The 23982-nt window shown below is 65.2% G+C and carries 23 protein-coding genes; 13 read left to right on the top strand and 10 right to left on the bottom strand.

The genetic code is table 11. The features are described 5' to 3' along the window. Window positions 1-95 precede the first annotated feature (95 nt). Both QY917_RS09220 and QY917_RS09215 read right to left on the bottom strand, forming a co-directional pair. Window positions 96-584 (bottom strand): peroxiredoxin, encoded by a 489-nt coding sequence (locus QY917_RS09220; protein ID WP_011806330.1) that lies wholly within the window; start codon window positions 582-584, stop codon window positions 96-98. A gap of 165 nt (window positions 585-749) precedes the next feature. Next, window positions 750-1124 carry an Mth938-like domain-containing protein gene (locus QY917_RS09215; protein ID WP_015913925.1) on the bottom strand — a complete coding sequence of 125 codons (375 nt, stop codon included), beginning with the start codon at window positions 1122-1124 and terminating at the stop codon, window positions 750-752. Between the two features lie 152 nt (window positions 1125-1276). On the opposite strand from QY917_RS09215, the gene QY917_RS09210 reads away from it, so the two are divergent. The 6 genes from QY917_RS09210 (at window position 1277) to moaD (ending at window position 7519) form a co-directional block, all read left to right on the top strand. Further along, window positions 1277-2509 carry a pyridoxal phosphate-dependent aminotransferase gene (locus QY917_RS09210; protein ID WP_011806328.1) on the top strand — a complete coding sequence of 411 codons (1233 nt, stop codon included), beginning with the start codon at window positions 1277-1279 and terminating at the stop codon, window positions 2507-2509. A gap of 70 nt (window positions 2510-2579) precedes the next feature. Then, on the top strand, window positions 2580-3941 hold the full coding sequence (locus tag QY917_RS09205) for a homoserine dehydrogenase (RefSeq protein WP_123675925.1): 1362 nt from the start codon (window positions 2580-2582) through the stop codon (window positions 3939-3941). 15 nt (window positions 3942-3956) lie between these two features. Further along, on the top strand, window positions 3957-5387 hold the full coding sequence (gene thrC / locus QY917_RS09200) for a threonine synthase (protein ID WP_123675926.1): 1431 nt from the start codon (window positions 3957-3959) through the stop codon (window positions 5385-5387). A gap of 79 nt (window positions 5388-5466) precedes the next feature. Next, window positions 5467-6018 carry a molybdopterin-guanine dinucleotide biosynthesis protein B gene (gene mobB, locus QY917_RS09195; protein WP_123675927.1) on the top strand — a complete coding sequence of 184 codons (552 nt, stop codon included), beginning with the start codon at window positions 5467-5469 and terminating at the stop codon, window positions 6016-6018. Beyond that, entirely contained in the window at window positions 6015-7259 is a 1245-nt protein-coding gene (gene glp / locus QY917_RS09190) for a gephyrin-like molybdotransferase Glp (RefSeq protein ID WP_123675928.1), read from the top strand. Before mobB ends, glp begins: the two co-directional genes overlap by 4 nt. Further along, window positions 7256-7519, top strand: coding sequence for a molybdopterin converting factor subunit 1 (moaD, locus tag QY917_RS09185; protein WP_047349457.1), 264 nt, complete (start codon window positions 7256-7258; stop codon window positions 7517-7519). Before glp ends, moaD begins: the two co-directional genes overlap by 4 nt. A 6-nt stretch (window positions 7520-7525) precedes the next feature. Here moaD and QY917_RS09180 read toward each other — a convergent pair whose 3' ends face one another. The 3 genes from QY917_RS09180 to QY917_RS09170 all read right to left on the bottom strand — a co-directional run bounded on the left by QY917_RS09180 (window position 7526) and on the right by QY917_RS09170 (window position 8441). Next, window positions 7526-7855, bottom strand: a complete 330-nt coding sequence (locus tag QY917_RS09180; RefSeq protein WP_011806322.1) for a hypothetical protein — start codon at window positions 7853-7855, stop codon at window positions 7526-7528. 78 nt (window positions 7856-7933) lie between these two features. Beyond that, the gene (locus QY917_RS09175; RefSeq protein WP_123675929.1) at window positions 7934-8074 is read right to left on the bottom strand and encodes a DUF3149 domain-containing protein; all 141 of its coding nucleotides are present in this window, start codon (window positions 8072-8074) and stop codon (window positions 7934-7936) included. Window positions 8075-8186: 112 nt separating this feature from the next. After that, window positions 8187-8441 carry a hypothetical protein gene (locus QY917_RS09170; RefSeq protein ID WP_047349459.1) on the bottom strand — a complete coding sequence of 85 codons (255 nt, stop codon included), beginning with the start codon at window positions 8439-8441 and terminating at the stop codon, window positions 8187-8189. Between the two features lie 66 nt (window positions 8442-8507). Here QY917_RS09170 and moaE point away from each other — a divergent pair, with 66 nt between their 5' ends. From moaE to QY917_RS09155, 3 genes are all read left to right on the top strand, one after another. Next, a complete protein-coding gene (moaE, locus tag QY917_RS09165; RefSeq protein WP_123675930.1) occupies window positions 8508-8984 on the top strand; it encodes a molybdopterin synthase catalytic subunit MoaE in 477 nt (158 codons plus the stop codon). Window positions 8985-9052: 68 nt separating this feature from the next. After that, complete coding sequence (gene clpB / locus QY917_RS09160; RefSeq protein ID WP_015913918.1) at window positions 9053-11656, top strand: ATP-dependent chaperone ClpB; 2604 nt, start codon at window positions 9053-9055, stop codon at window positions 11654-11656. Window positions 11657-11720: 64 nt separating this feature from the next. Next, window positions 11721-12026, top strand: a complete 306-nt coding sequence (locus QY917_RS09155; protein WP_088886291.1) for a hypothetical protein — start codon at window positions 11721-11723, stop codon at window positions 12024-12026. A gap of 83 nt (window positions 12027-12109) precedes the next feature. Here the strand turns inward: QY917_RS09155 and QY917_RS09150 are convergent, their stop codons facing one another. Then, window positions 12110-12514 (bottom strand): GFA family protein, encoded by a 405-nt coding sequence (locus QY917_RS09150; protein WP_123675931.1) that lies wholly within the window; start codon window positions 12512-12514, stop codon window positions 12110-12112. Window positions 12515-12629: 115 nt separating this feature from the next. Between QY917_RS09150 and QY917_RS09145 the strand changes: the two genes are divergently transcribed. The 4 genes from QY917_RS09145 (at window position 12630) to QY917_RS09130 (ending at window position 17030) form a co-directional block, all read left to right on the top strand. After that, window positions 12630-14066, top strand: coding sequence for a coniferyl aldehyde dehydrogenase (locus QY917_RS09145; RefSeq protein ID WP_041838875.1), 1437 nt, complete (start codon window positions 12630-12632; stop codon window positions 14064-14066). Between the two features lie 155 nt (window positions 14067-14221). Beyond that, window positions 14222-14743 (top strand): GNAT family N-acetyltransferase, encoded by a 522-nt coding sequence (locus tag QY917_RS09140; RefSeq protein ID WP_015913914.1) that lies wholly within the window; start codon window positions 14222-14224, stop codon window positions 14741-14743. 8 nt (window positions 14744-14751) lie between these two features. Next, the gene (locus tag QY917_RS09135) at window positions 14752-15924 is read left to right on the top strand and encodes a class I SAM-dependent methyltransferase (protein ID WP_123675932.1); all 1173 of its coding nucleotides are present in this window, start codon (window positions 14752-14754) and stop codon (window positions 15922-15924) included. Between the two features lie 95 nt (window positions 15925-16019). Continuing rightward, complete coding sequence (locus QY917_RS09130) at window positions 16020-17030, top strand: tRNA-dihydrouridine synthase (protein ID WP_302076449.1); 1011 nt, start codon at window positions 16020-16022, stop codon at window positions 17028-17030. Here QY917_RS09130 and QY917_RS09125 read toward each other — a convergent pair. From QY917_RS09125 to QY917_RS09110, 4 genes are all read right to left on the bottom strand, one after another. Next, window positions 16990-18660 (bottom strand): phosphatidylserine/phosphatidylglycerophosphate/cardiolipin synthase family protein, encoded by a 1671-nt coding sequence (locus QY917_RS09125; RefSeq protein ID WP_302076447.1) that lies wholly within the window; start codon window positions 18658-18660, stop codon window positions 16990-16992. The two genes, QY917_RS09130 and QY917_RS09125, sit on opposite strands and share 41 nt — an antisense overlap. 181 nt (window positions 18661-18841) lie before the next feature. Further along, a complete protein-coding gene (gene ribD, locus QY917_RS09120) occupies window positions 18842-19954 on the bottom strand; it encodes a bifunctional diaminohydroxyphosphoribosylaminopyrimidine deaminase/5-amino-6-(5-phosphoribosylamino)uracil reductase RibD (RefSeq protein WP_123675934.1) in 1113 nt (370 codons plus the stop codon). Between the two features lie 31 nt (window positions 19955-19985). Beyond that, a complete protein-coding gene (locus tag QY917_RS09115) occupies window positions 19986-20426 on the bottom strand; it encodes a type IV pilin protein (protein WP_123675935.1) in 441 nt (146 codons plus the stop codon). A gap of 10 nt (window positions 20427-20436) precedes the next feature. Beyond that, a complete protein-coding gene (locus QY917_RS09110) occupies window positions 20437-23943 on the bottom strand; it encodes a pilus assembly protein (RefSeq protein ID WP_123675936.1) in 3507 nt (1168 codons plus the stop codon). Between the last annotated feature and the right edge of the window lie 39 nt (window positions 23944-23982).

The following is a 23982-nucleotide window of genomic DNA, read 5'->3' as shown; positions in this document are numbered from 1 at the left end:
CGGCTTTGGATTGCGGGGAGCGTGTTGCGTTTCTCAGCAGCATTGACCCATTATGCATGCTCCCCGTGACGGCCCACGGTAGAGCCGTTGGGTGTTCAAGCGGCTTTCTTGACAGGGGCTTTGATCGCCTTCACGGCCTTCAATACCTCGTCCACATGGCCGGGTACCTTCAGGCCGCGCCATTCCTGCACCAGAATGCCTTCGGGATTGACGAGGAAGGTGCTGCGCTCGATGCCCTTGACCTTCTTGCCGTACATGATCTTGTTCTTCACTACGCCGAACATGTGGCACATCTTCTCTTCGGTGTCGGCGATCAGCTCGAAGGGCAGCTCCAGCTTTTCCTTGAAGTCGTCATGCGACTTCATGTTGTCGCGCGACACGCCGAAGACCACAGCACCGGCCTTCTCGAAATCCTTGAACTTGTCGCGGAACTGCATGGCCTCGGTGGTGCAGCCCGGGGTGTTGTCCTTCGGGTAGAAATACAGAATCAGAATCTGGCCCTGGTGCGAGACGTTGGAAACCTTGATTCCGCCAGTCGCGTTGGCTTCAAATTCAGGAAGGGGTTTGTTGACAACGATCGCCATGGCACTTCTATCTCTCACGAATTAGTCGAAGAAAAGCCGGGGGAGTGGGGGTGTACTCTTTTTTGGGTGGTGCCCCCGACCGCAACAGGCTATTTTACCCCGAAACCCCCTCCAGGAGAACCGGCCGCACTGGCACCCGGATACGGCGACAGGGGAAATCTGCTGTTACTCGGTTTCCAACAGCAGGGCCGCGACCACGTTGCGCCCTTCGCCCGCCAGGACGTTGTAGGTCCGGCAGGCGGCCTGGGTGTCCATGGTTTCCAGGCCGATGCGCCGCGCCATCAGTGGCTGCAACCAGGCGGGCGGTGGAAAGCGGTTGCGCAGGCCGCTGCCGAAGATCACCACCTCGGCGTCCAGTTCGGCGAGTTGCGCGAAGTGCGCGGCAGTCAGGTCCTCGAAGCGGCGGCAGTTCCAGGCGATGCGCTGGCCGCGCGCACCGATGATGACGCTCTCGGTCACCCGATCGGCGTCCACGCCGATCCAGTCCGGCCCGTAGGCGGTGATGGACTGGGTATCGGGGCGTTCGGGCTGGAATTTCATGGGCGTTGCGGAGGCTGCCCGCACCCTGCGCGGTTGTGGGGCGGCCGGGGCCTTGGGTGGAACTGTGGTCAAATTATAGGTTTCACCGAGGCGCCCTGCGCCCGGCGGGGCCGCAGCCCCACTTGTGCCCCTCTCCTCACGCCTGCCCGCACATGAAGCCCATCCGCAAATCCGCCAAGCTCAACAATGTTCTCTACGATGTCCGGGGCCCCATCGTGGACGCGGCCAAGCAGATGGAGGACGAGGGCCAGAAGATCATCAAGCTGAACATCGGCAACCTGGCGCCGTTCGGCTTTGACGCGCCCGAGGAGATCCAGCAGGACATGATCCGCAACCTGCCCAACTCGGCGGGCTACTCGGACAGCAAGGGCATCTTTGCGGCACGCAAGGCCGTGATGCACTACAGCCAGCAGCAGGGCGTGGCCGGCGTGACGCTGGACGATATTTACCTGGGCAACGGCGCGAGCGACCTGATCACCATGGCCACCAACGCGCTGCTCGACGACGGCGACGAGCTGCTGGTGCCCGCACCCGACTACCCGCTGTGGACGGCGGCGGCCAGCCTGTCGGGCGGTCGGCCTGTGCACTACCTGTGCGATGAAGACAACGGCTGGATGCCCAGCCTGACGGACATCCGCGCCAAGATCACCCCGCGCACGCGCGGCATCGTGGTCATCAACCCCAACAACCCCACGGGCGCGCTGTACTCGGATGAGCTGCTCAAGGGCATCGTGCAGATCGCGCGCGAGCACAACCTGGTGCTGTTCGCCGACGAGGTGTACGACAAGGTGCTGTACGACGGCGTCAAGCACACGGCCATGGCCAGCCTGTCGACCGACGTGGTCACGCTCACGTTCAACTCGCTCTCCAAGGCCTACCGCTCCTGCGGCTACCGCGCCGGGTGGATGGTGATCTCGGGCGACAAGACGGCCGCGCGCGACTACATCGAGGGCATCAACATGCTGGCCAACATCAAGCTCGGCTCCAACGTGCCGGGCCAGTGGGCCATCCAGACCGCGCTGGGCGGCTACCAGAGCATCAACGACCTGGTCAAACCCGGCGGGCGCCTGTGCCGCCAGCGCGACCTGGCCTACGAGCTGATCACCGCCATCCCCGGCGTCACCTGCGTCAAGCCGCAGGCGGCGCTGTACATGTTCCCCCGCCTGGACCCCGAGATGTACCCCATCGCGGACGACCGCCAGTTCTTTATGGAAGTGCTGCGCGCCACGCGGGTCATGCTGGTGCAGGGATCGGGCTTCAATTACCCCGACAACCAGCACTTTCGCATCGTGTTCCTGCCGCACGAAGACGACCTGCGCGAGGCCATCGGCCGGCTGGCGGGCTTCCTGGCCGCCTACCGGCAGCGCCACGCCAAGGCGGCGTGAACTTCATTTTTGATAGCTGCCAGCGCCCGTCAACAGGGCGCTGGAGCCTTTTTTGACGGATAACCCTGATATGAAACCGATCCAAGTGGGCCTGCTGGGCATTGGCACCGTGGGCAGCGGCGTGTTCAACGTCCTGTCGCGCAACCAGGAAGAAATCCGCCGCCGCGCCGGCCGCGGCATCGAGATTGCTTGTGTGGCCGACCTGGACACCGCCCGCGCACGCTCCATCGTGGGCGAGAACGCCCGCGTGGTGGGCGACGCGCGCGAAGTGATCGCCAACCCTGAGATCGACATCGTGGTCGAGCTGATCGGCGGCTACGGCATCGCCAAGCAGCTGGTGCTGGAGGCGATCGCCGCCGGCAAGCATGTCGTGACGGCCAACAAGGCCCTGCTGGCCGTGCATGGCACAGAGATCTTCAAGGCCGCGGCCGAGAAGGGTGTGGTGGTCGCCTACGAGGCGGCGGTGGCCGGCGGCATCCCGATCATCAAGGCGCTGCGCGAAGGCCTGGCGGCCAACCAGATCCAGTGGGTGGCCGGCATCATCAACGGCACCACCAACTTCATCCTGTCCGAGATGCGCGACAAGGGCCTGGACTTCGACGTGGTGCTCAAAGAAGCGCAAGCGTTGGGCTACGCCGAGGCCGACCCCACCTTCGACATCGAGGGCGTGGACGCCGCGCACAAGGCCACCATCATGAGCGCCATCGCCTTCGGCATTCCGGTGCAGTTCGACAAGGCCTACGTGGAGGGCATCACCAAGTTGTCCGCCGTCGACATCCGCTATGCCGAGCAACTGGGCTACCGCATCAAGCTGCTGGGGATCGCCAAGCGCCGCCAGGGCGACGCGACCAAGCGCACGCCCGATGGCGTGGAGCTGCGCGTGCACCCCGCGCTGGTGCCGGCCAAGCGCCTGATCGCCAATGTCGAAGGCGCGATGAACGCCGTGGTGGTGCACGGGGACGCCGTGGGCACCACGCTGTACTACGGCAAGGGTGCGGGCAGCGAGCCCACCGCCAGCGCCGTGATCGCCGACCTGGTGGACATCACCCGCCTGATCGAGGCCGACCCCGCGCACCGCGTGCCGCCGCTGGCCTTCCAGAGCCACACGCTGCGCGAGGCGGGGCAGGAGCTGCCCGTGCTGCCCATGGCCGACGTGGTCACCAGCTACTACCTGCGCATCCGCGTGGCCGACGAGGCCGGCGTGCTGGCCAAGATCACCGGCATCCTGGCCGGCGCGGGCATCAGCATCGACGCCGTGCTGCAGCGCGAGGCCGACGAGGTGGGCGGCGAAGGCAGCACGCAGACCGACCTGATCATCCTCACGCATGACACGCGCGAGGGCGACATGGACGCCGCGCTCGCCCAAATCCAGGGCCTGCCCACGGTGCTGGCCAGCATCACGCGCATCCGCAAGGAAGAGCTCAACAACTAAGAGGGGCTGCACGCCATGCTGTACCTGTCCACCCGCGGCCACCCGGACCGCAAGCATTTCTGCGACATCCTGCTCGAAGGGCTGGCGCCCGACGGCGGCCTGTACCTGCCCGAGCGCTACCCGCAGATCAGCGACGCCGAGCTGACCGCGCTGCGCACCGCCTATCACACGCAAGGCTATGCCGAGCTGGCCTTCCGCATCCTGTCGCTGTACATCGACGACATCCCGCCCGCGGACCTGAAGCGCCTGTGCGAGAAGACGTACACCGCCGAAGTGTTCGGCACGGGCGAGATCGTGCCGCTGCGCCACCTGGAAGACGGCCTGTGGATCGAGGCCCTGTCCAGCGGCCCCACGCTGGCCTTCAAGGACATGGCCATGCAACTGCTGGGCAACCTGTTCGAGTACGAACTGGCCCGCCGTGGCGAGCAGCTCAACATCCTGGGCGCCACCAGCGGCGACACCGGCAGCGCGGCCGAGTACGCCATGCGCGGCAAGCAGGGCGTGCGCGTGTTCATGACCAGCCCGCACGGTCGCATGAGCCCGTTCCAGCAGGCGCAGATGTTCAGCCTGCAGGACGCGAACATCCACAACCTGGCCATCGAAGGCGTATTCGACGACTGCCAGGACATCGTCAAGGCGGTGAGCAACGACCACGCTTTCAAGGCCCAATACAAGATCGGCACCGTCAACTCGATCAACTGGGCGCGCCTGCTGGCGCAGGTGGTGTACTACTTCGCGGGCTACATCCAGGCGACGGAGACGAACGGCCAGAAGGTCAGCTTCACCGTGCCCAGCGGCAACTTCGGCAACATCTGCGCCGGCCATGTGGCGCGCCAGATGGGCCTGCCTATCGATCGCCTGATCGTTGCCACCAACGAGAACGATGTGCTCGACGAGTTCTTCCGCACCGGCGCCTACCGCGTGCGCGGCGCGGCCGACACGCACGAGACCAGCAGCCCCAGCATGGACATCAGCAAGGCCAGCAACTTCGAGCGTTTCGTGTTCGACCTGCTGGGGCGCAATGCGGAGCGCACGCGCGAGCTGTTCGCCGAGGGCGTGGCCAAACAGGGCTTCTTCGACCTGGGGAGCGACCCCGTGTTCCGAGACGCACGCGCCAAGTACGGCTTCGAGAGCGGCAAGAGCACGCACGCCGACCGCCTGGCCACCATCCGCGACACGTACGAGCGCTTCGGCCAGATCATCGATACCCACACCGCCGACGGCGTGAAGGTGGCGCGCGAGCACCGTGGCGATCCCGCTGTGCCCATGATCGTGCTGGAGACGGCCCTGCCCATCAAGTTCGCCGAGACCATCCAGGAAGCCCTGGGCCGCGCACCCGAGCGCCCGGCCAGGTTCGAGGGCATCGAGCAATTGCCCAAGCGCCTGCAGGTGCTGGCGGCCGATGCCGAGCAGGTCAAGGCCTATATCGCAGCCCATTGCGATTAGGGATCAAATCGGCCTCTGGCGATTATCCATCAAGCGCTGGTAGCTATTAATAGATGAGTGAAACTGAAGGAGTGTCGGGATGAAGGTGGTTGGCTTTGCCGGCTATTCAGGCAGCGGCAAGACCACGCTGGTGGAGCAGCTGATTCCCGAACTGCGCCTGCACGGCCTGCGCGTGTCGGTGGTCAAGCATGCGCACCACAAGTTCGACATCGACCATGTGGGCAAGGACACCTGGCGCCACCGCGAGGCCGGCGCCTATGAAGTGGCCGTGGCCTCCGACCGGCGCATGGCGCTGATGCGCGAATTCGAGCAGGAGCACACGCCCAGCGTGCACGAACTGCTGGCCGAGCTGGATCCGCGCGTGGACTGGGTGCTGGTGGAAGGCTTCAAGGAAAGCGACCTGCCCAAGATCGAGATCTGGCGCGCCGCATCACCCGATTACCGCGAACGGCCCGCACTCTATCCGCACGATCCCTGCATCATCGCCGTGGCCACCGACGCGCCGCTGCCGCCGGTGCCCACCGCGCTGCCGGTGCTCAACCTGGACGACCCTCACGCCGTGGTGCAATGGTTGCTGGCACAGGGCGCGCGTTTTGACTATGTGCCCGACCGGGCGGAGGCCTGCGAATGAAACCCCAAGCGCGTGCACCCCTCAAGCCACTGGACGAAGCCCTGGCCGAACTGCTGGCGCAGGCCGCCCCGCTGGCAGGCACCGACACCGTCAACACCTTCGACGCCGACGGTCGCGTGCTCGCGCAGGCCGCCACCTCGCCGCTGCAGGTGCCGCCCAACGACAACAGCTCGATGGACGGCTACGCCGTGCGCTGCGCCGACGTGCCGGCAGCGGGGGTGGAGTTGCCGGTGGCGCAGCGTATTCCCGCGGGCGCCTTCGGCGTGCCGCTGGCGGCGGGGACGGCGGCGCGCATCTTCACGGGCGCGCCGGTGCCCGAGGGGGCCGATGCCATCGTGATGCAGGAAGACTGCGAGGCGCTCGACGGGGATCGCGTGCGCGTGAATGCCGTACCGGCCCAGGGTCAGTGGATTCGGCGCGCGGGCGAGGACATCACCCGGGGTGCTGAGGTGCTGGCCGCTGGCACGCGCCTCACCCCCGCAGAGCTGGGCCTGGCTGCCAGTATCGGCTTGGGCACCCTGCAGGTGGCGCGCCGGCCCCGCGTGGCGCTTTTTTCCACGGGCGACGAACTCGTCATGCCGGGTGAAGTGCCGCCCGCGCAGATGAAGCCGGGCGCCATCTACAACAGCAACCGTTTCTTCCTGCGCGCCATGCTGCTGCGCCTGGGCTGCGAGGTGAGCGACTTGGGCATCGTGCCCGACCGGCGCGAGGCCACCGTGGCCGCGCTGCGCGAGGCTGCCCAGGGACATGACCTGATCCTGACCAGCGGCGGCGTGAGTGTGGGCGAGGAAGACCACATCAAGCCGGCGGTAGAGCGCTTGGGCACGCTGCAGCTCTGGCAGATCGCCATGAAGCCGGGCAAGCCCTTCGCCTACGGCCAGATTCCCCACGCGGGCGGCAGTGCACACTTCATGGGCCTGCCGGGCAACCCCGTGTCCAGCTTCGTCACCTTCGGCCTGCTGGTGCGCCCCTTCCTGTTGCGCCTGCAGGGCGTGCGTGATGTTGCTCCTAAAGCGATAGCTGCTAACGCTGGATTCGACTGGCCCCGGGCCGATAAACGCCGTGAATTCCTGCGCGTGCGCCAGGGCGCCGATGGCACGCTGGAGCTGTTTCCCAACCAAAGCTCGGGCGTGCTTACCTCGGCCGCCTGGGCGGACGGCGTGGTGGACAACCCCGCCGGCCAGACCATTGCGCGCGGCGACACCGTGCGCTTCCTGCCATTTGCGGAGTTGCTGTCATGACCACGCCCTTCACGATCACGGTGCGCTACTTCGCCTCCATCCGCGAGGCCGTGGGCACGGGGCAGGAGACGGTGCAGACCGGCGCCACCACGCTGGGCGCCTTGCGCGATGAACTCATCGCCCGTGGCGAGCCCTGGGCCACCTGCCTCTCGCGCGGGCGCGCCGTGCGCGTGGCCCTCGACCAGACCATGGCGCATGACGCCACGCCGTTGGCGGCAGGCGCCGAGGCGGCGTTCTTTCCGCCCGTCACGGGCGGCTGACGGCGTTCAAGGCTGCTGCACCGCCAGGGCGGGCAGCTCGGGGCTGCGCCACCCCAGCAACTCGGCCAGGCGCAGCGTGATCCAGCGCGCCTCGGCTGGGGTCACGCCCGCGTCCGGGCCGGCCAGGCCGGCGTGGATGCCCAGCAGCACCCCTTCTTCCGACCGCGCACCGCCGTGGTACAGCTGCTGCGCCTGTTCCACCAAGTGGCAGGCCAGGTCCTCGCACCACTCGTAGCGCGCCCGCACCTCGGCGGCAGGCGCCTGCAGGCGTGCGCGTGTGTCGCTGTACAGCGCGATGAAGGAGGGCGGGACCAGGATCTGGTTGTCGTCGTGCATCTGCCTATTGTCTGGCACGGCGAAAAAACACAGGCGCCGCTCTTGCCGGAGACGGCGCCCGCGCGGGTCTGGAGCGGATCAGCGCTTTTGCTTTGCCGGGGGCGCATCGTTGCGCGTGAACAGCCAGATGAAAAAGCCCCCCATGCACAGCATGAAACCGATGCCTATGGCGCTGAACAGACCCACCTCGGTGGTGAAGAGTTGCTTGAGCAGTTGCATGGCATTTTTCCTCCGTCGTTATGTGATGGAGCCATTGCAGCGCAGCCCGGCGGGAGCCCCTTTGAGACAAGTCAAAAATCCGGGTATACCCCACTATTGTCGTCAAGTACCTTCAATCAGGCACGAACAGGCGCTCAAAGCGCTGCTGGTCGCCTTCCAGCTCGAAGGTCACGAGCTGGCCCATCTTCGCGTCAGCCTTGCGGTGGGCGGAGAACAGGCTGTAGCGGCCCGCCAGGTCGAAGCTGGGCAGATCGACCAAGGCATAGGGGTGGGGCACGAAAGTCTGGAACTCAAACACCACACGGTGCGCATTGCGCGGCGAGGGGTAGAGCAGGTAGTCGTCGGTGGTGATGGTCTGCAGGGCCATGGTGTGCAAGTGTGGGGTGGGCGTTAAAGTGCCGTCAATCCCGCAATTCTGCCGCTGACCACTGCCATGCACCGCGTTTCCATCCAGACCCATGACTTCGACGTTTCCACCGAGCTGGAGGCGCTGCGTGCGCGGGACGCGCGCGTGGGGGCGGTGTGCTGCTTCGTGGGCACGGTGCGCGACCGCAACGAAGGGGACAGCGTGGCCTCCATGGAGCTGGAGCACTACCCGGGCATGACCGAGAAATCCATCGAGGCCATGGTGGATGCGGCGTTTGCACGTTTTAACCTCTATGGCGTGCGCGTGATCCACCGCGTGGGGCTGCTCGCGCCCATGGACCAGATCGTGATGGTGGCCGTGACCTCGGCGCACCGCGGCGAGAGCTTTCAGGCCTGCGAGTTCGTCATGGACTACCTCAAGACCCAGGCGCCGTTCTGGAAGAAGGAGCAGACGCCAGATGGTGCGCGCTGGGTGGATGCGCGCGTAAGCGACGATGCGGCGCTGGCGCGCTGGGGCATCGCCGCGCCGCCCCAGGTGGGCTGACTTTTATCGTCCGGCGGCTTGAAATCGAGGCCCCGGAGCCCTAGCTAGCGACAAGTTGGAGGTTTCACATGCGTCTTGATAAATTCACCACGAAGTTCCAAGAAGCGCTGTCTGATGCACAGTCGCTGGCCCTGGGACATGACAACGCCTACATAGAGCCCGTGCACATGCTGGTGGCCATGCTGCGCCAAGATGAAGGCCCGCGCGCGCTGCTGCAGCGTGCCGGCGCCAATGTGCCGGGCCTGCTGGCTGCGGCCGAGGCCGCCGTCAAGCGCCTGCCCCAGGTGCAGGGCCAGGACCAGGTGCAGGGCAGCCCCGAGCTGGGCCGTGTGCTGCAGGCCACCGAGAAGGAGGCCATCAAGCGCGGCGACCAGTTCATCGCCAGCGAATTGTTTTTGCTGGCGCTGGTCGACAGCAAGGGCGAGGCCGCGCAGCTGGCCAAGGACAACGGCGTGACCCGCAAGAGCCTGGAGGCGGCCATCGACGCCGTGCGTGGCGGCCAGAAGGTGGACAGCGCCGAAGCCGAGGGGCAGCGCGAGGCGCTGAAGAAATACACGCTGGACCTGACCGAGCGCGCCCGCCAGGGCAAGCTGGACCCGGTGATCGGCCGCGACGACGAGATCCGCCGCGCCATCCAGGTGCTGCAGCGGCGCAGCAAGAACAACCCCGTGCTGATCGGCGAGCCCGGCGTGGGCAAGACCGCCATCGTCGAGGGGCTGGCCCAGCGCATCGTCGAGGGCGAAGTGCCCGAGACGCTGAAGAACAAGCGCGTGCTGGTGCTGGACATGGCCGGCCTGTTGGCGGGTGCCAAGTACCGCGGCGAGTTCGAGGAACGCCTGAAGTCCGTGCTGAAGGAAGTGGCGCACGAGGAAGGCCGCATCATCCTCTTCATCGACGAGATCCACACCATGGTCGGCGCCGGCAAGGCCGAAGGCGCCATGGACGCGGGCAACATGCTGAAACCCGCACTGGCGCGCGGCGAGCTGCACTGCATCGGCGCGACCACGCTGGACGAGTACCGCAAGTACATCGAGAAGGATGCGGCGCTGGAGCGGCGCTTTCAGAAGGTGCTGGTGGACGAGCCCAGCGTGGAAGACACCATCGCCATCCTGCGCGGCCTGCAGGTGCGCTACGAGGCGCACCACGGCGTGGACATCACCGACCCGGCCATCGTGGCCGCGGCCGAGCTGTCGCACCGCTACATCACCGACCGTTTTTTGCCTGACAAGGCCATCGATCTGATCGACGAGGCCGCGGCCAAGATCAAGATCGAGATCGACTCCAAGCCCGAGTCGATGGACAAGCTCGAGCGCCGCATGATCCAGCTCAAGATCGAGCGCGAGGCGATGAAGAAAGAGACCGATGAGGCCTCGCAAAAACGCCTGCAGCTCATCGAGGAAGAGTTGGGCAATGTGGAGCGCGAGTACGCCGATCTGGAAGAGGTCTGGAAAGCCGAGAAGGCCAGCGCGCAGGGCTCCGAACAGATCCGCAAGGACATCGATGCCATCCGCACGCAGATCGACGACCTGAAGCGCAAGGGCGATTTCAACAAGGTCGCCGAGCTGCAGTACGGCACGCTGCCAGAACTGGAAAAGCGCCTGAAGGAAGCGCAGGACAGCGAGGCCGGCGGGACCGGCACCAAGCACAAGCTGCTGCGCACCCAGGTGGGTGCCGAGGAAATCGCCGAGGTGGTCAGCCGCGCCACCGGCATTCCCGTGGCCAAGATGATGCAGGGCGAGAAGGACAAGCTGCTGCACATGGAGGAAAAGCTGCACGAGCGCGTGGTGGGCCAGGACGAGGCGATCTCCGCCGTGGCCAATGCCATCCGCCGCTCGCGCTCGGGCCTATCAGACCCCAACCGGCCGCTGGGCAGCTTCCTGTTCCTGGGGCCCACGGGCGTGGGCAAGACCGAGCTGTGCAAGGCGCTGGCCGGGTTTCTCTTCGACAGTGAAGAGCATCTGGTGCGCATCGACATGAGCGAGTTCATGGAAAAGCATAGCGTCGCGCGCTTGATTGGTGCGCCTCCCGGCTATGTGGGCTATGAAGAGGGCGGCTACCTGACCGAGGCTGTGCGCCGCAAGCCCTACAGCGTGCTGCTGCTGGATGAGGTGGAAAAGGCCCACCCCGACGTGTTCAACGTGCTGCTTCAGGTGCTGGACGACGGCCGCCTGACCGATGGCCAGGGGCGCACCGTGGATTTCAAGAACACGGTGATCGTGATGACCAGCAACATTGGCTCGCACCTGATTCAGGCCATGGTGGGCCAGGATGCCGAGGACATCAAGGAAGCCGTGTGGGGGGAACTCAAGGGCCATTTCCGACCCGAATTCCTCAACCGCATCGACGAGACGGTGGTGTTCCACGGGCTGGATGCCAAGCACATCGAAGCGATTGCACGCATTCAGTTGCGTCTGCTGGAGGCGCGGCTGGCAAAAATGGACCTGGCCCTGCAGGTGTCGCCGGCAGCGATGGGCGAACTGGCCAAGGTGGGGTTCGACCCGGTGTTCGGGGCACGTCCGCTCAAGCGCGCCATCCAGCAGCGCATCGAGAACCCGCTGTCCAAGCTGCTGCTGGAGGGCCGCTACCCGCCCAAGAGCGTGATTCCGGTGGATGTCGATCCTGTGACAGACCCAGGGGTATTCCACTTCGGCGAGGCCCGCCCCGCGGGGTGAGGTCTACCATTGATCGAGGGCGCGGGCCTTTCCCGCGCCTTCATCTACCAGAAAGGGGCATGGTTTGAACGAAATTGTGGCCGGTGCGATCCGGTGGACGTTGCGGCTCGTGGTCGTCGCCATGGGTGCACTTTTTTTCCTGAGTCTGCTGGCCGCGGCCGCCGTTCTGGCACTCGTGTGGGGCGCACGCGCCGTGTGGGCGCGCCTCACGGGCCGCCCGGTCATGCCCTGGGCCATGCGCATGAACCCGCGCGAGGGGTGGAGCACCGTGTACCGCAGCACGGCACGCTGGACGGCGCCCGGCCCGACGGCGCATGCCCCGCAGCGCAGCACGGACGTCACCGACGTCGTGCCGCGCGAAGTGCATTGATTGCTATTGAAATATGAGCTGCTGGCGCTTGCTGGATAAGCGCCGGAGGCTCAAAAGGCTATAACACTCTCCGCCCCGTGCATTCAGCCGTTGGGCGGCCCGTATTGCGCGATCACCTGCTGCTCGGTGAGCGTCGGCGTCTGGTTCGCGAAGGCGTAGTACGCGGGCTTCTTGTCGATGTAGATCTGGCTGGCCAGTTCGAAGTCCTGCGTCTCGAAGGCCCCGGCGGGAATGAAATATTCGCCCGTCGCCAGCAGCTTGTAGTACAGGTGTGTTCCGCAGCGCGTGCAGAAGGCCCGCTGTGCCCAATCAGAGGACGCATACACGCCGATATGCTCCTCACCCGTGAACTCCACATCCGGCCCGCAATGCACGGCCAGCAGCGGCCCGCCACCCCAGCGGCGGCAGAAGCCGCAATGGCAGGCGCCGATTTCCTTGGCCGCGGGGGACGTGAAGTGGACTGCGCCGCAAAGACAATGACCGTTCATCTCGTGTTCCTTTCAATCGGAAGGGCAGGGGCGCATCTTACGGGGGCAGGGCGGCAACACAATGTCACGCGCGGCTCGGTCTGGCGGTGGGGCGGCGAGCCCTATCATGCACGGCATGAGCCCTGATGACATCCGCCACCTGTTCGACCTCCAACGCCAAGCCAGCCGCGCCCACCCCGATGTGCCCTTGATGGTGCGTCGAGAGCGTTTGCTGCGGCTGTCCAAGATGCTGGACGAACATGGGCCGGTGCTGGCGGCGGCGGTGCAGGCGGACTTTGGCATGCGCTCGCAGCGCCTGACGGAGGTGGCCGACCTTTTCGTGCTGCGCGCGGAACTGGGGCATACGCTCAGGCATCTGGCGCGCTGGAGCCGGCGCACGAGGGTGCGCACGCCGCTGTTCCTGCAGCCAGCGCGTGGCTGGATCGAGCGCCAGCCGCTGGGCGTGGTGGGCATCATCTCGCCGTGGAACTACCCGGTGCAGCTGGCGCTGGGGCCGGCCATTGGTGCGCTGGCCGCGGGCAACCGGGTGATGCTCAAGCCGAGTGAGCTCACGCCCCACACGTCCGCCCAACTGGCCGCGCTGGTGGCGCAGTTCTTCGCACCCGAAGAGTTCTGCGTGGTGCAGGGCGACGCGGCCACGGCCGCGCTCGTGGCATCGCTGCCATTCGACCATCTGGTGTTCACCGGCTCCACCGCCGTGGGGCGCAAGGTGGCGCAGGCGGCGGCGGCCAATCTCACGCCGACCACGCTGGAGCTGGGCGGCAAGTCGCCGTGCATCATCGATGCGGACTGCGACATGCAGGAGGCAGCGCTCAAGATCGCCCATGGCAAGCTGCTCAACGCGGGCCAGACCTGCATCGCACCCGACTACGTGCTGCTGCCGCGTGGCAACGAGGCGGCCTTTGCCGAAGCGTTCCGCGTGGCGGTGGCGCGGCTGTTTCCGTACTTCGAGGGCAACCCGGACTACGCCTCCATCATCAGCACGCGCCACCTCGCACGGCTGCGCACCATGCTGCAGCAAGCCCAGACGCAAGGGGCGGAGGTACACGTGCTGCAACCCGTGCCGGGCTCGCCCCCGCCACCGCCTCCGGGTATCGGCGACGGCGTAGGGCGGCAGATGGCGCCAACGCTGGTGTTCGGTGCCAGCCCGAACATGCAGCTCATGCAGGAAGAAATCTTCGGGCCCGTGCTGCCCGTGCTCAGCTACGAGCGCCTGGACGATGCCATTGCCCACATCAACGCGCACCCGCGTCCGTTGGCGCTGTATTGGTTCGGGCGCAGCGAGGCGGTGCGCGACGATGTGCTGCGGCGCACCGTGAGTGGCGGCGTCTCGGTGAACGACACGCTGATGCACATCGCGCACGACGCGCTGCCTTTTGGCGGCGTGGGTGACAGCGGCTGGGGCGCCTACCATGGCGAGGCCGGCTTTCTGCGCTTTTGCCACCAGAAGTCGGTGCTGGCGCAGTCGCGCTGGTCGCTGGGACACCTGCTATACCCGCCCTATGGCGCGCGTTTCGACCAAGTGATGGCGCTGCTGCGCCGCCTGATGTAGCGCGGCGTAGCCGTGGCATGCGCGCTATGCCACAGATGGCCGCGTTTGCGTGCAATGGTGGGGTTGGCAAGGTGGAAACTGCGGGGCATGAGAGGCGAAGCGGTATTTGCGCGAAAATGCTGGGTTTTTCGCTTTTCACCTGCTTTCGTTTTCCCATGTCCAGTATCCAGGTTCGTCCCGCCACCCTTCGCGATGCCAAAGCCATTGCCCAGGTTCATACCTCCGCCGCGTTGGAAGCTTACCGAGGGCTGCTGCCTGACGATCAGTTGAAGTCCATGTCGTCCGTCGAGAAGCGCCAAGCCTACTGGCGCGAGGCGATCGAGTATTGCGAGCCCCAGGTCCAGGTGGCCGTGGACGGCGACAAGATCGTCGGTTTCGTCGGCTTCGACCGCTCGCGTGATGAAAAGACGCGCAACACCACCGGTGAAATCTGGGCCATCTACGCGGCCCCCTCGCATTGGAACAAGGGTGTGGGCGTGGCCCTGTGGGACGCCGCGCGCGACGGCCTGCACGAAGAGGGCTGCACCACCGTGACGGCCTGGGTGCCGCTGCGCAATGAGCGTGCCCTGCGCTTTCATGAACTTGCCGGCTTCAAGCGCGAGATGACGACCGCCAAGACCGCTGTGGTCGGCGGCGTGAAGATCGAGGAAGTGCGCCTCAAGCGCCCGATCAACTGAGCCCCGCCATGATCCACTGGAGCGAACACGGCGAGGACCGCAGCGCGCCGTGGCGCTCCGAAAGCGGCGCCAGCGCGCCGCGCCGGGTGGTGTTGGCTGACGACACGCTGGCTGCCGATGCGGCCTATCGCCTGGTATGCGAAGGCACGGCCCTGCTGTGGCGCGGCGACTTTCAGAACGCGCGCCATCTGCTGGACGCGCTCAAGCGCCGTATCGAACGTCCGCGCAAGAGCGGCAAAGGCGGTCGGAACAGCGCCGTGCCCGCGGCGGAGTTCCCGCACGCCTTTCATTTGCATCGCCAGGCGCAGGCACAGCGCGCCCGCCTGCTGGGGCTGCTGCTGATCGAGCTGCAGCCCGACTGGAGCATCGCCCTGCGCCGCGCCCCCGACTGGCGCGCGGCCTGCGCCGAGGCCTGGGGCCCGGCGCTGCAGGAGTCCACCGTTGTCTCGCTGCGCGAGTTGCTGGGCGCCGTGGGGGCGCACGAATGGCGCCGCAAGGGGGTGGATGTGCCCGCTCTGGGCGCATGCATTTACCCGCATTACGGCGTGTTTTCGCCCGTGCGGGGCGAGTATGTGGACCTGGTCGCCCAGGCCCCGCTGCCGCCGGGCGCGGATGCGCTCGCTTTCGAGATCGGCACCGGCACCGGCGTGCTGGCCGCCGTGCTGGCACGGCGTGGCGTGGCCCGCGTGGTGGCGACCGAGTTGGACCCGCGTGCCCTGGCCTGTGCGCGGGACAACCTGACGCGGCTGGGCCTGGAGGACCGCGTGCAGTTGCTGCAGACCGATCTGTTCCCGCCCGCGACCACCTTCGGGCGGGCGCCACTCATCGTCTGCAACCCGCCCTGGCTGCCGGCCAAGGCCAGCGCGCCCATCGAGCGCGCGGTGTATGACGAAGACAGTCGCATGCTGCGTGGTTTTCTGACGGGGTTGCCTGCGCACCTGGCGCCGCACGGCGAGGGATGGCTCATCCTGTCGGACCTGGCGGAGCATTTGCGCCTGCGCACCCGCGACGCACTGCTGGGCTGGATTGGCGCCGCGGGGTTGCGGGTGCTGGGCCGCCACGACATCCGCCCGCGCCACGCCAAGGCCACCGCCGGTGGCGATGCACTGGCCGACGCGCGCGCGGCCGAGGTCACGTCGCTGTGGCGCCTGGGTTTGGCAAGCCCGACGCAACAGTCCTGAATCGCATGCGCTCGGGCGATATGGCGCTCCTGTTTTTATAGCTTACAGCCCTTGAACAGTAAGCGCTAGAGGCTTGTTTGACCCATAAGCTGCTGATGAGCACGCCCGCACCACTGCTGCTCGCCCCCATGGAAGGGCTGCTCGACTTCGTGCTGCGCGACGTGCTCACACGGGTGGGCGGGGTGGACCGCTGTGTGTCCGAGTTCATCCGCGTCACCGGCAGCCTGCTGCCGGACAAGGTGTTCCTGCGTTACATACCCGAGCTGAACCACGGCGGCCGCACGCTGGCAGGGGTGCCCGTGCGGGCGCAGCTGCTGGGATCGGACCCGGTCAGCATGGCCGAGAACGCGGCCCGGCTGGCAGAGCTGGGTCCGGAAGGCATTGACCTGAATTTCGGTTGCCCCGCCAAGACGGTGAACCGCCATGGGGGTGGCGCGGCCCTGTTGCGCGAGCCCGAGCGCATCGCGGCGGTGGTGGAGGCGGTGCGCCGCGCCGTGCCCGCGCATGTGCCGGTGTCCGCCAAGATGCGCCTGGGCTACGACGATGCAGGCCTGGCGCGTGAATGCGCGCGGGCCATGGCACGCGGCGGCGCCTGCGAGCTGGTGGTGCATGCGCGCACGAAGGCCGACGGCTACCGCCCGCCCGCATACTGGGAGCAGATCCCCGCGATTCGCGAGGCGGTGGGCATTCCGGTGGTGGCCAACGGCGAGATCTGGACCGTGCAGGACGCACTGCGGTGCCGCAGCGTGTCGGGCTGCGACGCTCTTATGCTGGGCCGCGGCATCGTGGCAGACCCGGGCCTGGCACTGTCTATCCGCGCTCACGACCGCGGTGCGCCTGCACTGGGCCTGCCCTGGGAAGACCTGCTGCCGCACATGGCGCGCTTCTGGCATCTGGTGTGCGAAGACCTGGAGCCGCGCCAGCGCGCCGGCCGGCTCAAGCAGTGGCTGAACCTGCTGCGCCGCCGTTACCCGCAGGCGCAGGCCGCGTTCGACGAGGTGCGCGTGATGACCGACCAGCAGGCCATTACCGCCTGGGTGGCGCGTGTCTGCGCTGGGGCATCTGTCACAGCAGGTGGTCGGGCGCCAGCGGCCCCAGCAGCTTGAGCAACAGCCGCAAGGCCAGGCTGCTGTCGGGGTCGGTGTGCGCATCCTCCAAGCCGCTGCCCTGCGGCGCGCGCCAGACCAGGTCACCGTCGGCGCTGCGTTGCAGGTGCCACGCCCCCTCGCGCATGGCGGTGTCGATCTGCTGCGCTGCTTCGGCGGCCAGGGCGCGGCTGCGAATCAGCAGGGCGATCTCGGTGTTGTGCAGCTGGGAGCGCAGATCCAGGTTCATGGAGCCGACCACCACCATGCGGCCGTCCACGACCATGACCTTCGAATGCAGCATGGAGCGCGAAGCCCCCGCCGCGCTGGCACCCGAACTGCCAAAGGCCGAGCGCAGGCCGGCCTGCTCGCTGCGCAGTTCGTACAGCTCCACACCCATGGCCAACAGGTCTTCGCGGTGGCGGGCATAGCCCACGTGGGCAATGGGCGCGTCATTGGACGCTAGCGAATTGGTGAGCAACCGCACACGCACGCCGCGCTGGCGCGCACGTGCAAAGGCGCGCTTCATGTCGTCGCCTGGAACGAAGTAGGGTGAGATGATGAGCAGCTCGCGCCGTGTACGGTCCATGAGGGTGAGCAGCCCGTCCACCACCGTGTCCCCGCTGGACACGGGCGCTGCGGGCGCCGGCGGTGCCTGGGGCGTGTCGCTGGCTTCCGGATGGGCGCCCGGCGTTGTGCCCACGCGTATCGCGGCGGACGGTGCCGGTTCGTCACCCTCCAGCGGAATCTTGGTCGGCTCGTCCACCAGCATGGCGGCGGGCGCCCATATGAAATCGACGGTGCGCAGGTCCATGGGCTGCGTGTCCCACTGGGGCGATGAGGCGAGGGAGCGGTCTGCAGGGGCGGTGGAGCCGGGCGAGCCGGCTTCCGCGCCTGCCTTCTCGCCACTGCTGCGCACCTGCGCACGCAAACGGTCCAGCTCTTCTCGGCTGACGAGCGACTGCACGGGATAGGCGCGCGGGTTGTTCCAGTAGCTGTCAAAACTGCGCGACATGTCGGCCACGATGGGGCCGACGGCCAGCACGTCCAGGTCAACAAAATTCTCGGCCTCTGCCTTGCCGAAGTACGCGTCGCCCAGATTGCGCCCTCCGGTCACGCCCATCATGTTGTCGGCCAGGAACAGCTTGTTGTGCATGCGCTGCTGCACACGCGAAAAATCGCTGACCGCGCCCCACATCCGGCCCAGGAACGATGCGCGGGGGCCCGCCACCGGGTTGAACATGCGCATTTCGATGTTCGGCTCGAACGCCATGCGCATGACCAGCGCGTTGCGCCCCGTGCTGTGGAAATCGTCGAGCAGGATGCGCACGCGTACGCCGCGCCGCGCTGCGTTCACCACGCTGCGCAGCAGGTGCGCGGAACTGGCATCGGCATGGATGGCGTAGTACTGCAGGTCCAACGTCTTCTGCGCCGATTGCACCAGCGCGAGCCGGCTGCCATAGGCCTCCTGCGGGCCGCTCAAGAGGGAGAATCCTGACGCATGGCGGGCGCCTGCCTTCTGGCGCAGCTGTTGCACCATGGTGGCTAGCTCCGTACGCTCGCCCGCCGTGTCCAACGCCGTGGACACGGGCCGGTCCACATCCTTGGGCAACCCACCGCAACCGCCGAAGGCCAGGACCAGCAAAGCCATGATTGGCCAGCGCGACCAGGTGCGATGGCGAAGGTGGCGGAGCAGGTCTATGAAGGACATCGAACGCAATAAAGTGAGGTGACGACAGGGGTATAGCGCGAAACTCGGCTGCGCGACTGTCGGACAACGGCATGCAAGCACGCGGGCGTGTGGCGCATCGCCTGGACCGCGCAGGGGGGATTCAGAAGTCTGCGCGCCCCGCGATGCGGGACACCACCCGTAGATCGGGCCCCACCTGCTGCACGGTTTGGAATTGCATCGGAATCCCGTCGGCCAGCGTCTGCAACGGCCCCCAGTTGGACAGGCCCTGGGCTCCCTGGCCCAGCATGAGCGGGGCCAGATAGAGCAGCAGCTCATCCACGAGCCCTTCCCGCAGGAAGGAGCCGTTGAGCTTGTGACCGGCCTCCAGGTGCAGTTCATTCACGCCTTCGCGGGCCAGGTCGTGCAACAGGGCGGGCAGATCCACCTTGCCCTGGTCATTGGGCAGTTCGATGACCGTGGCGCCGCGTGCCCGCAGCGACGTGGCGCCAGCGGCATCTGGCCGGGCGGTGTAGATCAGTACACGCCGGTCGGCAACGTTGAACAGCCGGGCATTCGCAGGCGTCTGCAGCAGGCTGTCGACAATCACCAGATGCGGCTGGCGTGGGGTGGCGATCTCCCGCACATCCAGGCGCGGGTCATCCGCCAACACGGTGCCGATGCCTGTCAACACGGCGCAGGCGCGGGCACGCCAGGCATGCCCGTCGGCACGGGCCGCCGGGGATGTGATCCATTGGCTGGTGCCATTGGCCAATGCGGTCACGCCATCGAGCGAGGCCGCGGCCTTCATGCGCACCCAGGGGATGCCGCGCACCATGCGGCTGAAGAAGCCGATATTCAGATCGCGCGATTGCGTACCGCCGGGGCCCACCTCCACCTGCACTCCCGCAGCCCTCAGCCGCGCGAACCCTTGACCCGCCACCAGCGGATTGGGGTCGGCGATGGATGCCACTACGTGTGCAATCCCGGCCTGAATGAGCGCATCGCAACAGGGACCGGTGCGCCCCTGGTGTGCGCACGGCTCCAGCGTGACGTATGCGGTGGCGCCGCGCACGTCGCATCCCCGCGCGGTTGCGTCACGCAAGGCCATCACCTCGGCATGGGGCGCCCCTGCGCGCTGGGTAAAGCCCTGGCCCAGCATGTTGCCGTTAACGTCGGTGATGACGCATCCCACGCGGGGGTTGGGATTGGAAAGAAAAAGCGCCTGGGCGGCGAGCCCAAGCGCTTGGTTCATGGAGGGAGAAATCTCAGTCATGGCGCCGCGATGGTAGCGCCCCGGGCTGAATTTATTTGCCCCAGCAGTCGGGGTCGTAGCCGCTCTCTCCGGACTTCTTGCCGGCGGCTCCCCGCACGCCGGTATTGCTGAGGGTATAGGTGCCGCATTTGTCCCCTGTCTGTGCGCCCTTTGGCGTGGCAGTGAGAGTGAACGCAGCGGTTGTATTACCTGCTTGAAAAGCAATGTCGTAGCGTTTAGTGGTATCGCCATTCCAAGTAAAGGCCGCAGGCAGTGCCGTGGGATAGAGGCCGTTAGCAGTGGCGGCACGCTCCAACCACTGCTGTGCCTGCAACAGCCCCGCGCGTGCATCTGCCCGGTGACCACGGCGCACATACTCGGAATAGCTGGGGTAGGCAATGGCCGAGAGAATGCCCACGATGGCTACCACGATCATCAACTCGATCAATGTGAAGCCCCGATGCTTCTGTTGCGCAACATTGTGATAAATCATCGCAACCTCGTCATTTCACCTGACGCCAGCTCGGACGCAGTGTTTGCTCGGGCATCAAGGCCAGGGCTTCCTTGTTGTTCTTGGTATCAATGTCATTCATCTTATTGCCCTGCTTGATGAGGATGTGGGATCCTTTACTGACGACTGAATACGAAACGCCGCCATCGTCACTGTTATACAAACCGTCTTTGTTCGCATCTACCAACTGAACCGATGGGGCTTTACCGTCCATGATGTTGATGAGCAGACGCGCCTGGCGCTCTTCGTCCACCGACGTGGACTCGCAGCTTTCCGTGGTGGACTCCACCAGCGCTCCCTTGGCAGGCACCTGTGGCCAAGCCACCATGATGTTGCTGCCGTCATAAATCTCCATCGGTTTGAGCAAACGTTGGCCAACCGAAGGAAAGTCTACATACCAGCCGTTGAAGTTGGACCACGTGTCTTTGGTTAGTTCGTCAACTTCGACGATGACTCCATTGTCGCCATTGATGTCGATCTTGCGCTGTGCAAGTTTTGCATTGGTCACGCCAGATCCCAGCGGCGTCGGAACAGGCACGCAGTCGTCCGCAGGAACGGGGGCACAAGTGCCGCCGCCTGGGTGCACTTGTAGGCGCTTGCCCATGGTAGTGCTGACAACCTTGTACCGCGTGTTATCCAGGACTGAATACAGCGTCTGCACCTTCACGTCATTCTGGTCATCCTTGGTGACATTGCGACCGGTGCCGAAGGACACCATCACACCACCAACGCGCACGGTCTTCGCGCTGCTACCGGAGCCAACGGTCATTGTGCGGTCGTTGGCGCGCACGGTTGGAGCGATGGTGATGGATTGCGCGTTGGGTCGGCTCGTCCCGTTGAGTGCTGTAGGCCCTGCGGCCGTGAACAACGGCTGGCCGCCGAAGGCTACGTTCCAGTTGGCCTCATTCTCACTGGTCAGGTCAAATTTCCACATGTTGCCCAGGTTGTCGCCTGCATAGGCTACATCTGGCATCCCGTCGCCATTGAAATCCATCAAGCGCGGGGCAGACAGACCGTTGTCTGCCGCGTTCCCGGTACCGGCTTGGTCATTGGTGGTAGCCAAGCGTTTCAGTTCTTTGTTGCCGTCTAGGTACTGGATCAGCAGCACTGGGCGTTGATTGGTGCTGTTGTAGCCGTTACCTAGCACTGCGGCCCAGCGACCGTTGTTTAAACGGGTGATCTGTGCAGTGCGCGCAGGATTGTTCTCGTCCAGCACGGGTTGTGCAGTGATGTGGCCGATGTCCTTGTCTTCTTCAACGGCGGTTTCGCAGGCCGTTTTTTGGGTTCCAGTCAAAGTTGTGCAGTCGTTTGCGGTCTCGCTGGAGCCGCGAGTGCGATCCATTTGCACTAACTGGCTGGCATTGGCATTGATGAAGCCGGCGGTGGCCGACGGATCAGTCACGTCCAGCACAAAGTAGCCTTTGCCGCCCAGGCCTAGCGACCCGACCAACACTGTGCGCCAATTTGGTGTATCTGTTGAGCCAGTATCCACGTCGCCAGTCATGGGCGACCCATCCACGAAATACGCGTGTTTGTTGTTGTAGTCCTGGCTGGCCAAATCCTTCAACTTCCCAATAATGCCGCGAGGTACGTAGGCAATGCGTTCCTTTCCGTCGGCGGCAGAGAATCCATGCAACATGCCGTCATTGCCGCCCACATAGATCACAGGATCCCGATCCTTTTGTGCCTTGGTGTAGGCAGAGTATCCCTTCAGTGGGTAATTGCTGGCCGGTGCTCCGGTGTACCAGACTACGGAATTGATAATGTCTCCCTGGCGGCTCTTGCGTTCGCGCAATTTGGTTGAGCCTTCCTGGGTGCGATCACCCCGCACGTAGTTCAACAGGTGCTGTCCGCTGGTGGTTACGGGGCTGGTGGTATTTAGGCCTAGAGCGGCTTTTTGTGCTGTGCTCAGATAGGTCTGATCACTCGCCCACTGAAACAACACGCCGCCCTTCGGAGCGTTGTTAGCGGCGATCCATTGATCACTCCAACTCAGGATAAAGCGTGTGGAAAGGTCTGCGATGGCATCCAGCCGATCGGCTGTATTTTTCCCCTCCCATCCTGCGGCTGAAATGATGGAACCATCGGTTTTCACTGTCTCCGCAGTCACGAAGCCTTTCCAGGCATTCGTGGGTTCATAAGCGCCGATGAACTTGCCTACGTTGCTGCGAGTGTTGTTGGAACCGCTGGTTGCCGTGGATGTCAGGTCTGGTGCTGTTTCAGTACTGATCTGACCGAAGATTTCACGGAAGGCCTTTTCCAAATCTTCGCCTTTTTCTACCGCGTAAAAGCGGCCGCGGCCGTTCAAAGCGGCGTGCCACAGGTCCAGTGCCCGTACGGCCTCGCCGCCGCCGTTCATGTCGGGCCAAGTCTTGGTGCCATTCGCCAGGTTGGGGAAACTGCCATCGTAGCCAAACGGCACCATGCTGGTGGGCGGTGAGATGTTGAACTTGGCGTCGCTGTAATTCTGCTTCCACGTATAGGCCATCGCGCTGAAACCGATGGTGTAAGTGACCATGTGTGGCCAAGTGGCAGGGTTGTATTTTGGGTTCCAGTAGCGTTCCAGCGTGGCGGACGTGCCGCTACTGTTTGTAAAGGTTTCTGTCGCGGGTGCTTTGCGGTATTCCGCTGTGGGCTGCATGGTGCCAGTCATGCCCGTGGTGTGGGGTGGCACTGCCCAACTGTTGAAAGCCCAGTCGGCCAGGGTGTTGGTGTAGGAGTCGCGATACAAGGCAGTCTTGGATCTAGCTGCAGCAGTAGAACCACCAAATACCGTTCCATCAGGCAGGGTTAAGCTGTTGGCGTTGTCGGTTTGGCCTGGTGTGGAAGGGGTGTTGTTCCACCGGCCGTCCGTCATGATGATGTGGTAGCTGCGGCGGCAAGCCAGATAGGGGGCTCCCGTAGTGCCAGGCTTGGATGCCCAAGGGCTGTTTTCGCTCAACGGCTGTCGCATGTAGGCGTCGGCCTGGCTGAACATCTTGTGCGATGGCGTGCCGTTGTTTGCCACCAGGCCATTAACGAAGCTCACAAAGTTGGCGCGGTGCGTGGCTTCCAACGGCCGCATGGAGTTGGTATTCATGCTGGCGCTATTCACGCTGCCCGCTCCAGAAGCCTTACCGTTGTTCCACATCGCTTGCCATGCAAGGCGGATTTTCCCGTCCGGCAGCAGCGTGGTGTCGCGGAAGACGCCGCCCGCGCCGTTGTTACCGATCAGTGCGTACTTCAGCACGTTGATGCGCTTTGCGTTGACAGGCCATGACCCATCGGCATTCGGTACCGAAGTATTGGATACGTTGTTGCTGCTTTCGCTGTCCAGACGGTAGCCCATACTACCCGAGTCATCCACTGAAATGATGACGTTAGGCGTGACATAAGGCTCTTTAGTACCAGGTGGCGCGGTTGCAAGGTCCAAAGCCCATGCGCCATGCGGCGCCAGCGCGGCGCTGGCGGCCAGCGCTAGCAAGGTCTTGCGGAAATGGGGCGTAGTGTTGCGAATCATGGGTGCCCTCCTGTTGGATGACATTTGAAGTTGAATACT

It is taken from the genome of Diaphorobacter sp. C33 (genome assembly GCF_030503915.1).
GTDB classification, from domain to species: domain Bacteria; phylum Pseudomonadota; class Gammaproteobacteria; order Burkholderiales; family Burkholderiaceae_C; genus Diaphorobacter; species Diaphorobacter nitroreducens.
This window is presented reverse-complemented; position numbering and strand designations above follow the sequence as displayed.

Coding starts and splice junctions, on each gene's coding strand:
- QY917_RS09220 (WP_011806330.1), bottom strand. CDS start 584: ATGGCGATCGTTGTCAACAAACCCCTTCCTGAATTTGAAGCCAACGCG.
- QY917_RS09215 (WP_015913925.1), bottom strand. CDS start 1,124: ATGAAATTCCAGCCCGAACGCCCCGATACCCAGTCCATCACCGCCTAC.
- QY917_RS09210 (WP_011806328.1), top strand. CDS start 1,277: ATGAAGCCCATCCGCAAATCCGCCAAGCTCAACAATGTTCTCTACGAT.
- QY917_RS09205 (WP_123675925.1), top strand. CDS start 2,580: ATGAAACCGATCCAAGTGGGCCTGCTGGGCATTGGCACCGTGGGCAGC.
- thrC (WP_123675926.1), top strand. CDS start 3,957: ATGCTGTACCTGTCCACCCGCGGCCACCCGGACCGCAAGCATTTCTGC.
- mobB (WP_123675927.1), top strand. CDS start 5,467: ATGAAGGTGGTTGGCTTTGCCGGCTATTCAGGCAGCGGCAAGACCACG.
- glp (WP_123675928.1), top strand. CDS start 6,015: ATGAAACCCCAAGCGCGTGCACCCCTCAAGCCACTGGACGAAGCCCTG.
- moaD (WP_047349457.1), top strand. CDS start 7,256: ATGACCACGCCCTTCACGATCACGGTGCGCTACTTCGCCTCCATCCGC.
- QY917_RS09180 (WP_011806322.1), bottom strand. CDS start 7,855: ATGCACGACGACAACCAGATCCTGGTCCCGCCCTCCTTCATCGCGCTG.
- QY917_RS09175 (WP_123675929.1), bottom strand. CDS start 8,074: ATGCAACTGCTCAAGCAACTCTTCACCACCGAGGTGGGTCTGTTCAGC.
- QY917_RS09170 (WP_047349459.1), bottom strand. CDS start 8,441: ATGGCCCTGCAGACCATCACCACCGACGACTACCTGCTCTACCCCTCG.
- moaE (WP_123675930.1), top strand. CDS start 8,508: ATGCACCGCGTTTCCATCCAGACCCATGACTTCGACGTTTCCACCGAG.
- clpB (WP_015913918.1), top strand. CDS start 9,053: ATGCGTCTTGATAAATTCACCACGAAGTTCCAAGAAGCGCTGTCTGAT.
- QY917_RS09150 (WP_123675931.1), bottom strand. CDS start 12,514: ATGAACGGTCATTGTCTTTGCGGCGCAGTCCACTTCACGTCCCCCGCG.
- QY917_RS09145 (WP_041838875.1), top strand. CDS start 12,630: ATGAGCCCTGATGACATCCGCCACCTGTTCGACCTCCAACGCCAAGCC.
- QY917_RS09140 (WP_015913914.1), top strand. CDS start 14,222: ATGTCCAGTATCCAGGTTCGTCCCGCCACCCTTCGCGATGCCAAAGCC.
- QY917_RS09135 (WP_123675932.1), top strand. CDS start 14,752: ATGATCCACTGGAGCGAACACGGCGAGGACCGCAGCGCGCCGTGGCGC.
- QY917_RS09130 (WP_302076449.1), top strand. CDS start 16,020: ATGAGCACGCCCGCACCACTGCTGCTCGCCCCCATGGAAGGGCTGCTC.
- QY917_RS09125 (WP_302076447.1), bottom strand. CDS start 18,660: ATGGCTTTGCTGGTCCTGGCCTTCGGCGGTTGCGGTGGGTTGCCCAAG.
- ribD (WP_123675934.1), bottom strand. CDS start 19,954: ATGACTGAGATTTCTCCCTCCATGAACCAAGCGCTTGGGCTCGCCGCC.
- QY917_RS09115 (WP_123675935.1), bottom strand. CDS start 20,426: ATGATTTATCACAATGTTGCGCAACAGAAGCATCGGGGCTTCACATTG.
- QY917_RS09110 (WP_123675936.1), bottom strand. CDS start 23,943: ATGATTCGCAACACTACGCCCCATTTCCGCAAGACCTTGCTAGCGCTG.